This is a genomic window from Rhodospirillales bacterium, from assembly GCA_016712595.1.
In the GTDB taxonomy this organism is placed as follows: domain Bacteria; phylum Pseudomonadota; class Alphaproteobacteria; order Rhodospirillales; family Defluviicoccaceae; genus Defluviicoccus.
This window is the reverse complement of record JADJQT010000002.1, coordinates 17,653-30,361: the sequence shown is the minus strand read 5'-3', so window position 1 is coordinate 30,361 and position 12,709 is coordinate 17,653. Positions and strand designations below refer to the sequence as shown.

11 protein-coding genes are annotated in these 12,709 nt (G+C 66.3%); 9 read left to right on the top strand and 2 right to left on the bottom strand.

Going from position 1 to position 12,709, the window contains the following annotated elements:
* Window positions 1–2: 2 nt before the first annotated feature.
* Window positions 3–1,151 carry a DegT/DnrJ/EryC1/StrS family aminotransferase gene (locus IPK66_12070; GenBank protein MBK8175967.1) on the top strand — a complete coding sequence of 383 codons (1,149 nt, stop codon included), beginning with the start codon at window positions 3–5 and terminating at the stop codon, window positions 1,149–1,151.
* Between the two features lie 342 nt (window positions 1,152–1,493).
* Here the strand turns inward: IPK66_12070 and IPK66_12065 are convergent, their stop codons facing one another.
* Complete coding sequence (locus tag IPK66_12065; protein ID MBK8175966.1) at window positions 1,494–2,426, bottom strand: NAD-dependent epimerase/dehydratase family protein; 933 nt, start codon at window positions 2,424–2,426, stop codon at window positions 1,494–1,496.
* A gap of 252 nt (window positions 2,427–2,678) precedes the next feature.
* Between IPK66_12065 and IPK66_12060 the strand changes: the two genes are divergently transcribed.
* Complete coding sequence (locus tag IPK66_12060; GenBank protein MBK8175965.1) at window positions 2,679–3,734, top strand: glycosyltransferase family 4 protein; 1,056 nt, start codon at window positions 2,679–2,681, stop codon at window positions 3,732–3,734.
* Window positions 3,735–3,797: 63 nt separating this feature from the next.
* On the opposite strand, the gene IPK66_12055 is transcribed toward IPK66_12060, so the two are convergent.
* The gene (locus IPK66_12055; protein ID MBK8175964.1) at window positions 3,798–4,841 is read right to left on the bottom strand and encodes a glycosyltransferase family 2 protein; all 1,044 of its coding nucleotides are present in this window, start codon (window positions 4,839–4,841) and stop codon (window positions 3,798–3,800) included.
* Between the two features lie 172 nt (window positions 4,842–5,013).
* Between IPK66_12055 and IPK66_12050 the strand changes: the two genes are divergently transcribed.
* The 7 genes from IPK66_12050 (at window position 5,014) to IPK66_12020 (ending at window position 12,675) form a co-directional block, all read left to right on the top strand.
* Window positions 5,014–5,883, top strand: a complete 870-nt coding sequence (locus IPK66_12050; GenBank protein ID MBK8175963.1) for a glycosyltransferase family 2 protein — start codon at window positions 5,014–5,016, stop codon at window positions 5,881–5,883.
* A gap of 54 nt (window positions 5,884–5,937) precedes the next feature.
* The gene (locus IPK66_12045; protein ID MBK8175962.1) at window positions 5,938–6,780 is read left to right on the top strand and encodes an ABC transporter permease; all 843 of its coding nucleotides are present in this window, start codon (window positions 5,938–5,940) and stop codon (window positions 6,778–6,780) included.
* On the top strand, window positions 6,777–8,102 hold the full coding sequence (locus IPK66_12040) for an ABC transporter ATP-binding protein (GenBank protein ID MBK8175961.1): 1,326 nt from the start codon (window positions 6,777–6,779) through the stop codon (window positions 8,100–8,102). Before IPK66_12045 ends, IPK66_12040 begins: the two co-directional genes overlap by 4 nt.
* A gap of 3 nt (window positions 8,103–8,105) precedes the next feature.
* The gene (locus IPK66_12035) at window positions 8,106–9,170 is read left to right on the top strand and encodes a glycosyltransferase family 2 protein (GenBank protein MBK8175960.1); all 1,065 of its coding nucleotides are present in this window, start codon (window positions 8,106–8,108) and stop codon (window positions 9,168–9,170) included.
* Between the two features lie 61 nt (window positions 9,171–9,231).
* On the top strand, window positions 9,232–10,761 hold the full coding sequence (locus IPK66_12030) for an O-antigen ligase family protein (protein MBK8175959.1): 1,530 nt from the start codon (window positions 9,232–9,234) through the stop codon (window positions 10,759–10,761).
* Window positions 10,754–11,530 (top strand): acyltransferase, encoded by a 777-nt coding sequence (locus IPK66_12025; protein ID MBK8175958.1) that lies wholly within the window; start codon window positions 10,754–10,756, stop codon window positions 11,528–11,530. Before IPK66_12030 ends, IPK66_12025 begins: the two co-directional genes overlap by 8 nt.
* Window positions 11,527–12,675 (top strand): glycosyltransferase, encoded by a 1,149-nt coding sequence (locus IPK66_12020; protein ID MBK8175957.1) that lies wholly within the window; start codon window positions 11,527–11,529, stop codon window positions 12,673–12,675. The genes IPK66_12025 and IPK66_12020 overlap by 4 nt, the downstream gene beginning before the upstream one ends.
* Window positions 12,676–12,709: the final 34 nt, after the last annotated feature.

The window sequence follows — 12,709 nt, the reverse complement described above, 5'->3', positions numbered from 1 at the left end:
CGATGGTAGGTGAAGCCGAGGCGGCGGCTGCACAGGCAACGGTGCTCTCCGGATGGTTGACACAAGGCCGTCAGGTCGCAGCGTTCGAACACGAGTTCGCAGCATTCGTCGGCGCCCGTTACGCCTGCGCCGTCTCCAACTGCACGGCTGCCCTCCATCTCGCGCTGCTCGCGGCCGGGGTTGGCTTCGGCGACGAGGTGATCACCGTCAGCCACTCGTTTATCGCCACAGCGAACAGCGTGCTGTGCTGCAACGCCATGCCGGTGTTCGTCGACATCGACCCGCAGACCTACAACATCGACCCGCAGCGCATCTCCGCTGCGGTCACCCACCGTACCAAGGCGATCTTGTGCGTCCACCAAATGGGCATGCCGTGCGATCTCAGCCGCGTTCTCGCGGTCGCTCGTCATCATGGACTGCCGGTCATTGAGGACGCGGCGTGTGCGGTCGGCTCGGAGATCCGCGTCGAAGCCGGACAGTGGGAGCGAATCGGCCGGCCACACTCGGATGTCGCCTGCTTCTCGTTCCATCCGCGCAAAGTGATCACCACCGGTGACGGCGGCATGCTTACCACCGCCAACCCGGAGTGGGATGCCCTGTTCCGCCTGTGGCGGCAGCACGGTATGAGCGTGTCCGATGCCGTGCGTCATAACGCCGGCGCGGTCATCTTTGAGAGCTATCGCATCCCCGGCTTCAACTATCGGATGACCGACATCCAGGCAGCGGTTGGACGTTGTCAGCTCGAGCGCCTGCCCGACATCCTGCAGCGACGGCGGGCGCTTGCCCAGAACTATAAGGAGCGACTGGCAAACTGCCCCGACGTGCACGCGCCGAGCGAGCCGGTATGGGCGCGCTCGAACTGGCAGAGCTACTGCGTGCGTCTCGATCCTGCCTGCCCGCAGGTCGAGGTGATGCAGGCCATGCTCGACGACGGTATCGCCACCCGGCGGGGAATCATGTGCACCCATCTCGAGGAGGCGTACGCCGGCCAACGTCCTACGTTCCCACTGCCGCAGTCCGAACGGGCACGCGACGGCTGCATCCTGCTGCCGCTCTATCCGGAGATGACTGATGGCGATCAGGACCGGGTGGTGGACGCCCTGATCACCGCCACTCGGCGGTTCAAGCGTCCCCGCAATCACGTCGCCTGACGGCTCTCTGTCGGCGCGAAGGACAACGAGGGTGCCATGGTGTCTCGTTGGAGGTGGCACCTTGCCGAAATCGTCGTCGGCATCGCCGGGGAAAACATTGATGTTGGCGTGCCGTCGACCAGGATAATTTCGTTCTCGATATCCTCGTTTAGAGCCCCGCAACCTTCTGGTCCGCTCGCACCCAGGCCTTCGCCACCTGGGTCAGCGGCACCGGCGCCGGCATAACGGCATAACCACGCCTGTCGCGAGGCATTGTTTAGTCGTCGCGTTTGCCATCAATCTGAAGATGCCAGTTGACGCTGCCTTCTTGAGGCCTGACCGCCCCACTGGTCCTATGGGGGATCAGGCGGCTTTGCGAGGGGCAGCGGGGCTGGCCAGGGTGGTTTTGAGGCCGTCGGCGAGGGTGACGGCAGCGCGCACGCCGAGCGCCGCCGCCGCCCGCTCCGGGCAGCCGAACGAGGACGGAATGTCACCGGCGCGCGCCGGGTAGAAGCGCACCGCGTGCGGGCGCTCGCACAGCCGGGCGAGGGTGGCGGCAAGGGTGACGATCGAGGTGGGAACGCCAGTGCAGACGTTGAACACCGGGGCCTCAGGGCTGGCCGCGGCCATTGCCGCGCTCAGAAAGCGGACGACGTCGCCGACATAGACGAAATCGCGCATCTGCTGGCCATCACCGTAGACGTCGAGGGCGGCACCGCGGCTCAGCCGCTCGGCGAAGATCGAGATCACTCCCGAGTAGGGCGATCGACCGTCCTGGCGCGGCCCGTAGACGTTGAAAAAGCGCAGGCCCGCCGTCGGCACCCGGTGGACGAGCCCGGCCACCCGGGCATGGCGCTCGCAGCCGAGCTTGTCGGCGCCGTAGGCGGTGAGCGGATCTGGTGGGCAGTCCTCGGTGAGCGGCTGGACGGGTTGGCGCCCGTAGACCGCCGCCGACGACGCGAAGACCACCGGCGTGCGCTGCCGGCGCGCCGCATCGAGCACGGCAATGGTGCCGACGAGGTTGGTCAGATGGGTCTCCAGCCACGCCTCGTTCGAGCGTTGCACCGAGGCGACCGCGGCGAGATGGAAGCAGCCGTCGATGCCGCTCATCGCCCGGCCGACCAGTTCGACGTCGGCGACGCTGCCGACCAACACCTCGGCCTGCCGCGGCGCATTGCCAAACCGCCCGGTCGACAGATCGTCGAGAATGCGCACCCGGTGCCGCGCCGCAATCAGCGCATCCGCCAAGTGCGAGCCAATGAAACCGCATCCGCCGGTGATCAGGTAGGTGCCCATGCTGCGTTTCCCCATTTTCCCGAGGTACGATCCCCGGCGAAAGTTCCGCGGCGTCGAGCCGTCGGACGTCCCTGCCGCTGATAAGGCAAGGAGCCTGCCAAGCGCTATCTGGCGCGGTGCGACGGATGCGCACACGACGGGCGACGCAGGCCGGCGGTCGCTCGGGCGTTCGCGGTCGTTGGCATAGCGCTTGCCGGTGGTGCCGTCGTCATCCGCGGCCGCTGCGCTCACCGGCAGGAGGGTCTCGCTTCGGTGTCAGTCACCGCGCTATCTCCGGCCCGTCCGGGCACTCCGTCATCCGTGTGGCTGCTGCTCGACAGTCGCCAGCCGGGCGGGATCGAATCGCACGTCGCAACCCTGGCACGAGCACTGGTTGCCCGCGGCGTCGCTGCTGAAGTGGTGTTTCTTGCCGATCATGGCGCGCATCCGCTGAAGGCGGCGCTCGATGGCGCAGGCATTGCCCACACCACCCTCGCCGGCACGATGGCAAGCCTGTTCGCCGCATTGCGCCAGCGGCGACCGGCGATCGTGCATACCCACGGCTATAAGGCCGGCGTGCTCGGCCGACTGATGGCACGCCTGCTCGGCCTTCCGGTCGTCTCGAGTTTTCACGCCGGCGAGCCAGGTTTCGGCCGGATGCGGCTCTACGTTGCCACCGACTACCTGACTGCTCGATTCGCGCACTGCATTGCCGTTAGCGATGCAATTCGCGAACGGCTGCCGCAGGGATCGGCGCTGATCGAGAACTTCGTCGAACTGCCGGCGGCGCCGGCGGCCGCGGCGGGCCCGCGTCCCGAAACCGTGGCGTTCGTCGGCCGTCTTTCTCACGAGAAGGGACCGGACACGTTTTGCAGTCTCGCTGCAGCGTTCCCGCACCTGCGCTTTTGCATTTACGGCGATGGGCCGATGCGCCGGACGCTCGAAGCCGCGCACGCCCATCACGTGCGCTTCGCCGGCATGGTCGCGGGGATGGCCGAACACTGGCAGGACGTCGGGCTGCTCTGCATGCCCTCGCGCCACGAAGGCCTGCCGATGGCGGCACTGGAAGCGATGGCCTACGGTGTGCCGGTCGCCGCCTTTGCGGTTGGTGCGCTGCCGCGATGCATTGCGCACGAGCGGACTGGCTGGCTGGTTCCGCCCGGCGACGTGCCGGCAATGGCGGCGGCGATCGCCGCATGGCAGGCGATGGACGACACGGCGGTCCGCGCCGCGGCCCGCGCCGCGGTCGCCGCGGCGTTCTCCCCGGCGATCGGGGTCGACAAAGTGCTCGCCGTCTACGCGCGAGCGATCGGTGCGTCGCCGGCCTGACCCGCGCCACGAGCAAAGCGCTCCACTGCCGGGTATGCGCGGTGGCGAACCGGGCCGCTTTGCTTACGCCTGAGGAGTGACGCGGGCCTGATCACCGGCGTGCGCCGGATCTCGCCGGGCCGGGCGCAAATCGGCGGCGATTGCTCTGAGGCGGCGCGCCGAGGGGCAAAGCGCCCACGCCCTGAGGTGCGTGGCGATCGCCTCGCCGCGACGTCCTTGGGCGCGCGCGAACTCCGCTTCCGTCTCGAGGAGGTGCGCCCGCGCCAGCCGCACCGAGCCGGACTCTCCAGCGGCGAGCAGAAACGGCGCGTTGGCATCGAGGATGCGGTGCATGCAGGCGATGCGCAGGGCTGCGTTGGCGCTGACCGATCCCGGCCGTTGCATCAGGTAGCGGGTGCCGACGGTGCGGCTGAAGCCGACCGGGCCGCTGCGCGCCAGACGCAGCCACAGGTCCCAGTCCGCTGCAGAACGCAAGCTCGCATCAAAACCGGATGCATTTTGCAACACCTCGCGCCGGGCGACCACTGTCGACGTACCGACGACGTTCTCGGCAAGGATGTGGGCGGCAGGACGGTCGAGCCGGCGAAAGCCGTTTGTGGCGTCCTCGCCGGCGAGGCTACGACGGAAGGCCGGCCAGTACTCGAAGCTGGTGCCGTGACAGGCGCCGGACGGGTCGACGTGCAGATAGTCGGTGAAGCTGAAGATTGCGGACCGATCATTGGCGTGGAAGGCAAGCTGTGCCGCGAGCTTACCCGGTGTCCACAGATCGTCGGCATCAAGGAAGGCGATCAGTGGTGCCGCGGCGGCGACGATCGCCCGATTGCGGCTGATGTTCGGTCCGTCGCCACCGCCGGTGAGAACCACAAGACCCGGGCGGGAGCAGCGCTCATTGGCCAGCCACTCGGCGGTTCCATCGCTGGAGCCGTCGTCGACGACGACGATCTCAACGTTGTCGACGTCCTGCGCATCGACGCTGGCAATCGCCGCCGGCAGCAGCGCGCCGCAGTTACGCGCCGGTATGACCACCGAGACCACCGGGCGCGCAAACTGCCTCGTTTCCACCGTTCCCATCGCCTTCCCCCACCGCTCCCTCTGTTTTGGAACCATCGGCGCTCGCTGCACCTGCCCCGGTGCCGGTCATCACCGGCTGCCGCCCGTTGGATTGCATGGCGCGGGCCAGCGGCATCGACGCTTGGCACAAGCCTTGCTGCCGTCGCTCGCAGGTAACGCTGGCCGGATCAGGACATGCCGGCGCAGCGAGGTCTTGGGGGGAAACCTCGTGACAGTTGAAGTGATTATCCGGACCCTGGCCGAGGCCGGCCGCCGCACGTCGCTGATCAACGCCATCGACAGCTTGATGCGTGGCCAGCGCTGCCGGGTGCGACCGATCATCGTAATCAACGGAGATCGCTTCGATGCGGCAGTGATCGCAGCGGTACGCCAGATCGCGGGTGTGCACGTCGTTCACATCGTCGGTGGCCTGCAGCGCGCCTTGATCGCCGGGCGCTCGGCGGTATCCGCGCCCTACTTTGCCTTCCTCGACGACGACGATGCGTACCTGCCGAACGGCGTCGATGCGATGCTCGCGGCAATCGAGGCGCAGCCTGAGGCGGATGCGGTGGTCACCAACGGCTACCTCAGCAGCGTCGACGGGCGGCAGCAGCCAATTATCAGCGACGTCGATGCGGTTGGGCGAGCACCGCTCGCCGCATTGCGCCAAGCGAACTGGCTCTATCCATCCGGTACAATCTTTCGCAGTATCGCTTTTCCGGTCGACTGGTTCGGAGACATCCCTCCGCTCTTTGAGTGGACATGGATCGCCTATAAGGCCTCTCTCTCAAAGAAAGTCCGCTTCTCTCCACAATTTTCTTACCGCTACAACGACACACCTCATTCGCTCAGTAAAAGCTTCGAGATGCTCGTCTACGAAGATGATTTTCTGCGTGAACTTGAAACGCTGCCGTTGCCGCGCGAAGAGCGGCGTTCACTAAGGCGCAAGCACGGCGCGGCATTGCATGCCATTTCCGATGAATGCCGCCGGCGCGGCAAACGCCGGCTGGCGGCGGTGTATCACGTACACAGCCTGCTGAAACCGGGAGGCTGCCGGTACCTTCCTTACACCCGACACCTGCTGACCATACCGAGGTGAGAGTCGACCGCGGGATAGAGCTGAGCTGAAGAGGAGCTATTCGTGGATCACAGCATGCGGGAGGCGTCGGGGGTGCCGTCGTCGGCCTATGTCGTCTCGACGGCAGCGCAGGATCTCCTGCCGCGGCTAAAAGCAGCTTGGCAATACCGCAATCTCCTCTATTTCCTGGTGTGGCGAGAAATCAAGGTTCGCTACAAGCAGGCGCTGATCGGCGCTGGCTGGGCAATCATCCAGCCGTGTTTGACCATGCTAATCTTCACCGTGGTCTTCGGCTACTTTGCTCGCCTTCCGTCCGACGGCCTTCCCTATCCGCTGTTCGCCTTCACCGCCCTGTTGCCATGGACGTACTTCGCCGACGCGGTGCGGCGCAGCTCGCTCAGCCTCGTCGAAGATGGTGAACTCGTCCGCAAGATCTACTTCCCGCGGCTGATCATCCCGCTGGCGATGGTGGCGGCGCCACTCGTCGATCTGGCGCTGTCCTCGTTTGCGTTAATCGGGCTGTTCGCCTGGTACGGCATGGTGCCGACCGCGAACATCGTCTTCCTGCCGGCGTTCGTTCTTCTCGCGCTGGGGCTGGCGTTCGCGGTTGCCTTATGGCTAGGGCCACTCAACGTCCGTTTCCGCGACATCAAGCACGTCGTGCCGTTCCTCATCCAGATCTGGATGTATGCGAGCCCGCTCATCTACCCGGTCAGCCTGGTGCCCGAGCGCTTCAAGGTCATCTATAGCCTCAATCCGCTGGTCGGCATCATTGAGGGCTTTCGCTGGGCACTGCTCGGCACCACAAGCCCGGACTTCACGGCCATCGGCATCGGCATCGCCCTGACCGGCGCGCTGCTGGCCGGCGGTCTCGTCTATTTCGGCCGCATGGAGCGCGTTTTCGCGGATGTGATATGAGCGTCAACGAAGCCATTTGTGCCGAAGGCCTCGGCAAGCGCTATGCGGTGGGAAGCGCCGCGCAGCACAACACGTTGCGCGACGTCATCGCCGAAGGCGCGCGCGGGCTGTTCCGCCGCAGCGCGGCGCGCTCCAACTCCCGCGACTTCTGGGCACTGCGCGACGCTAGCTTCGTCATCCGCCACGGCGAGAGCGTCGGCATCATCGGCCTGAACGGCGCCGGCAAGAGCACGCTACTTAAGCTGTTGTCGCGGATCACCGTTCCGACCACCGGTCGTGCCGTTATCGCCGGGCGGGTGAGCGCGCTGCTCGAAGTCGGCACCGGCTTTCACTGGGAGCTGACCGGCCGCGAGAACATTTACCTCTACAGCGCAATCCTCGGCATGCCGCGCGAGGAGGTACGTCGCAACTTCGAGGCAATCGTCGAGTTCGCCGGCCTTGCCGACTTCATCGATACGCCGGTGAAGCGGTATTCGAGCGGCATGTATGTGCGCCTCGCGTTTTCGGTCGCCGCCCACCTGCGACCCGACATTCTGTTGCTCGACGAGGTGCTGTCGGTCGGCGACGTCTCGTTCCAGAAGAAATGCATGGATTTCTCGCGAAACCTGCAACGCTCCCAGGCGACGATTCTCTTCGTCTCGCACAACATGTTCAGCATTAAGACGATGTGCAGCCGGGTCATCTACCTCAAGGGCGGTCGCATCGTCTTCGACGGGCCGACCGACAAGGGTATCGAGCTTTACGAGACCGACTGCCGTCTCGCCACCTTGCGTACCGGCGCCGCGCCGGAGCAGTGGCCGGTGATGATCAAAGACGTGGTCATCTCGGGCGAAGCCGGAGACGATAAGACGGTCTTCGACCTCGGCGAGCGGATGCGCATCCGCATCGTCTACGAATCCCGCACCAAACTCGTCGATCCCAACTTCATCATCGCCTTCCTCCGCTCAGATGCCGTCGCATGCTGCAACTTTAGTAGTGAAGCCGATGGGGTCAAAGTCGATGGTGAACAGGGCGTGGCCACGATCGAGGTGCTGACGCCGCCGCTCAAGCTCGTTGCCGACGTCTACACCGTCCACATCCTCATCCGGGAGCGGGGATTTCAGGAGGTGCTGTGCGCGCAGATCGGCGGCACCTTTCATGTCCGCCACGACCTGTTCGATGCACACTTCGGCGTGTTCCACGAAGCCGGTACATGGTCCTGCGGTAGCCCCTACGCGGTCGGCGGAGAGACCTGCTCGGGGCCCGGCGCGTCCTCGCTTGGCGCTTTGCGCCGCACCGAAGAGGCGTCGCCGGCAGCGGTCGCCGTTCTCGAAAGGAAGTAAGAGATGAGCGCGGTCGACGTCGTCATCCCCTGTTACAACTACGGCCGCTACCTCGAAGGTTGCGTCGAGGCCATTCTTCGGCAAGCGGGGGTCGATGTTCGGGTCCTGATCATTGACGATGCGTCGAGCGACGAGACACCGGAGATCGGCGCCCGGCTGGCCGAACGCGATCCCCGCGTGACCTTTCGCCGCCACACAAAAAACTGCGGGCATATCCTGACCTACAACGAAGGACTGCTCGGTTGGGCGAGCGCCGAGTATTCGTTGCTGATCTCGGCAGACGACCTGCTGGCGCCGGGCGCGCTCGCGCGGGCGACGCAGTTGATGGACCGCCACCCTGACGTCGGCATGACCTACGGGTTCGCCGAGTACTTTTCCGACCCTGCGCACCCAGCATCGGTAGAGGCACCGCGCTCGGCCGAGTCCCAGGTCATCCCCGGCCGTCAGTTCCTGCAGCGCTGCTTCGAGCACGGTAATGCGGTGTCAACCCCGACCGCGGTGGTACGCACGCGGGTACAGCAGGCGGTGGGCGGCTATTCGGTCGAGCTGCCGCACAGCGGCGATATGGAGATGTGGATGCGTTTCGCCATCCGGGGGCCGATCGGCGTCATTCGTGCCGTTCAGGCGTTCTATCGGTGGCATGGCAACAACATGAGTCATAAGTACCGTACCGCGCGCCTGCGCGATATGAAGGAAGTCGAGCAAGCGGCCGACTGCGTCATCGCTGCGGCGGCGGGTTGCTTTTCCGAGATCGGCGCTTGGCGAGCCGCCATGCACCGGCGCTTCGCCGCCGAGGCGTTCTGGATCGCCAGCACCGCATTCGATATCGGCGATGCCGAGACCTATCGCATCGCGCTGGCCTATGCCGAGCATACCGATCCGGCGCTGCGCGGCGCCGCGATCTGGTGGAAGCTGCGCACCAAGGCGCTGCTCGGCCCGACCGTGTGGCGCACAGTCAGACCCACCCTCGACTGCCTGCGCGGTATTCGCGACCGGCCGAACGCGCGCTGGACCCCTCCCCGGGACGGCCAGACGTTCGGCTGGTGGCCAGCAGACCTGGCACGATAATGGATGAGCGTGCGCAACCGCGGATGCGCAGCGGCTGCGAAGCCGGACGGGGAGACGCGACGTGCCGCCGGGCAACGTGAGCGCTTTCGCTCCGGCGAAGAGCGAGACTGCCGGCGGTCGGCGCGAGGGCCGCGTCAAGCGCCGCAACCGACCGTTGTTGGCGCAGCCCAGCGCGCAGATCGCGGTGGCCGTTGCTGCCTGCGCCGTCGTCGGCGCCGTCTGGCAGGCAGTGGGCAAGCCGCTGGGTGGCTTCGTCGCCTTTGTGCTGTTCTTCGTGCCCTTGTGCACGGTGCCGTTCGAGCTTTGCCTCGCCTTCGTGGTCCTGTCCCATTTTCGCATTCCCGAGGTTTTTCCCGCGCTCTACTCGTTCCACATGCCGGAACTCGCGGCTGTCTCGGCGCTCGCCGCGCTGGTCTGGCACCTTTGGGGGACCAAGCGGATTCGCCCGTACTGGTCGGTGGAACTCAGCTTATTTGCACTGTTTTTCGCCGAACTCACTCTGGGTGTGGCGGTGGCGACGAGCCGCGAGACCGCCTTTGCCTTCTGGAGCAGCTATTTCATCAAGGTGGCGATCATTACCCTCGCCATCGCATGGCTGTCGGCCGGTCCGCAGCAATTTGCCCGTGCGGCCCACGCCTTCGTCGCTGCCGGCCTGGCGGTTTCCGGGGTGACCTTGTGGAACAAGGTCAACGGCATCGGCCTGGTCGAAGGCACCCGAGTGACGATCGGCCGCGACATTGGCTCGGTCCTGGGCGATCCCAACGACCTCTCGCTGGTGCTGCTCTTTCCGGTCAGCTTTGCGCTGGGGCTGGCGATGACCCGGCGAATTCCGATGCTCAGCCGACTGTTCGGCGCCGTGAGCGTCGTCATACTGATGCTGGCGATCCTGGCGACGCAGAGCCGTGGCGGCATCCTCGGCGTTCTCGCCGTTGTCGCCCCATTCATTCAGCAGAAGGTCAAGTCACTGGCGGTGACCGCGACACTCGGCGCCGTCGTGGCGGTGGGCCTTTATGTCGGCGCCGGGATCGGCGAGCGGACCGTCCTCGTCGGCTCCCAGGATGGGCTTGATGAATCGGCGATGGGACGCGTCGAAGCTTGGCAGACCGCCGTCAACATGGCTCTCGCCCACCCCATCACCGGCGTCGGCATGATGACGTTCGTCGACAACTACTTCGACTATACCGATGAGTGGCACGGCAGGGCAGTGGCAGCGCACAGCGTCTGGTTCCAGGTGCTAGCCGAAGCTGGGTTCATCGGCTTTTTCACCTTCGTGGCGATGATCGGTGCTACCGCCGGCAAGCTGCTGCGCGCGACCCGGCGGCTTGAGGCCGCAGATGGCGACGCTTATGCGCGGGCGACGGCGATGTCGTTACTCGCCGGCATCGCCGGGTTCGTCGTCTCCGGAACCTTCCTCAGCCAAGCGTACACTTGGCCGATCTACATCTTGCTGGCCCTGAGCGTCTCGATATCGCGCTATGCATTCGCGGGGGCCGAGGGCGGGCCAGCCACCGCGGTTGCGCCCGGAACAATCATGCGCGACTCGGCAGGGCACGGGAATCGACCGAAAGACAGTGAGGCGCGCGATGGATAACGGCCGGGAGATCGATGGACTCAGCGGCCGGCTCGCCGCCGCCTCGCTGCACCTGCGCCGCACCATCAAGGAGCGGCGCACACCACTGGCCGATGTCGCCTATCGGGCCATCGTCGGACTGCGGGGCTTTGAGATACCGGTAATCCGCGCGCTTCACCTCCCGCTCTATTATCTGGTTCGCGTCGGCACAGACGGACTCGGCGCGTTGATGGCAGCCCTGTGGTGGACGCCCTTGTTCAAGGCACGCCTCGCTGCGCCAGCCCCGGCGCTGCGCCTTTACGGCGGCGGTCTGCCTCTGGTCACCGGCCCGCTGAGCGTGCGCGTCGGGCGGGGCTGCCGGATCTCGACACAGACGACATTCTGCGGGCGTTCGGCGGGAGACGACGTTCCACAACTGACCATCGGCGATAATGTCGACATCGGCTGGCAGACGACGATCGCGGTCGGTCGCCGGGTCACCCTCGGCGACAACGTCCGCCTCGCCGGGCGCGCCTTTCTCGCCGGATATCCGGGCCACCCGCTCGACGCCCTCGACCGTGCCGCCGGCCTGCCGGACACGCCGGATCAGGTCGGTGACATCATTCTCGAGAATGACGTCTGGCTGGCGACCGGGGTGACCGTGACCGCCGGGGTGTGCATCGGCCGTGGCACCGTGGTCGCGGCCGGCAGCGTGGTCACCGGCGACCTGCCGGCGTTCGTGCTCGCCGCCGGCGTTCCCGCCCGTGTCGTCCGATTCATCGACGCGGCGACGCCGGTGGAGCGGCAATGAGCGCACCGCTCGTCGTCTTCGGCGAGGACTGGGGGGCGCACCCGAGCAGCACCCAGCACTTGGTCCGCGAGCTTGCCGGTAGCCGCGCCGTGGTCTGGGTCGAGTCGATCGGCCTGCGCCGCCCACGTGCTACCCTCCATGACATGCGACGGGCCGCCCAAAAGTTGCTCGCCGTTGCCCGTGGCGGGCGTTCGGCGGACCGGGCAGAGGACGGGAAAGCCGACTCGCGCGACATGCGACTGTTTCATCGTCTGGCGCCGCTCGCCGTGCCGGCAGCGTCGGGCCGTGCGGCGCGGTACCTCAACCGCCTTTTGCTTGGCCGAGCGGTGCGTCGTGCCTTGCGTCGGCATCGCTTGGAACGACCGATCCTGTGGATTTCGCTGCCCACGGCGGTCGACGTGATCGGCAGCATCGGTGAACGGGCGGTCGTCTACTATTGCGGTGACGACTGGGGGGCGCTCGACGGCGTCGATCATACCCCTGTCTGCCGTTGCGAAGCGGAGCTCCAGAACAAAGCGGACGTGATCCTTGCCGCCAGCCCGGCGCTAGCGGCACGATTTCCGCCGCACAAGACTGTGGTTGTCCCGCACGGCGTCGATCTTCGGCGGTTCGGTGACCGTCAGCCACGTGCCGCCGACTTTCTCGCCGGTACACCGGTCGCCGGATTCTTCGGCAGCCTTTCGGCATGGATCGACGTCCCGCTGATCGCCGCAGCCGCGGCTGCCCTGCCCGACTGGCGGTTCCTGCTAATCGGGCCCGTGCGTAGCGACGTCAGCTCCCTGCGCGCGCTGCCCAATGTCGACATTGTCGGACCGCGGCCGCACGCGGCACTCCCCGGCTATGTACAGCACTGGGACGTCTCGCTCCTGCCGTTTCGCGACACGGCGCAGATTCGCGCCTGCAACCCTCTGAAACTTAGGGAGTATCTCGCGGCCGGTGCTCCGGTGGTTGCCACCGATTTTCCGGCGCTCGACGGCTACCGGGATCTCGTCGAGGTCGCCTCTACCCCGGAGGCGTTCGTCGCGGCGATCCGTCGGGCTGGCGCCGAGGGTCGGCTGCGAGCCGCTCAACGTCTTGTCCGGGTGACCGACGAGTCGTGGAGCGTGCGCGCCCGTCAGGTCGAAGAGATCCTCGCAGTCTGGTGAGCCAACGGCGCATGCCGGGCGTCGTTGCCGTGCC

What these genes read in the sequence shown, in the direction of transcription:
- IPK66_12065 (MBK8175966.1), bottom strand. Translation starts at nt 2,426, where the DNA reads ATGGGCACCTACCTGATCACCGGCGGATGCGGTTTCATTGGCTCGCAC.
- IPK66_12040 (MBK8175961.1), top strand. Translation starts at nt 6,777, where the DNA reads ATGAGCGTCAACGAAGCCATTTGTGCCGAAGGCCTCGGCAAGCGCTAT.
- IPK66_12070 (MBK8175967.1), top strand. Translation starts at nt 3, where the DNA reads ATGGTAGGTGAAGCCGAGGCGGCGGCTGCACAGGCAACGGTGCTCTCC.
- IPK66_12045 (MBK8175962.1), top strand. Translation starts at nt 5,938, where the DNA reads ATGCGGGAGGCGTCGGGGGTGCCGTCGTCGGCCTATGTCGTCTCGACG.
- IPK66_12055 (MBK8175964.1), bottom strand. Translation starts at nt 4,841, where the DNA reads ATGGTTCCAAAACAGAGGGAGCGGTGGGGGAAGGCGATGGGAACGGTG.
- IPK66_12020 (MBK8175957.1), top strand. Translation starts at nt 11,527, where the DNA reads ATGAGCGCACCGCTCGTCGTCTTCGGCGAGGACTGGGGGGCGCACCCG.
- IPK66_12035 (MBK8175960.1), top strand. Translation starts at nt 8,106, where the DNA reads ATGAGCGCGGTCGACGTCGTCATCCCCTGTTACAACTACGGCCGCTAC.
- IPK66_12025 (MBK8175958.1), top strand. Translation starts at nt 10,754, where the DNA reads ATGGATAACGGCCGGGAGATCGATGGACTCAGCGGCCGGCTCGCCGCC.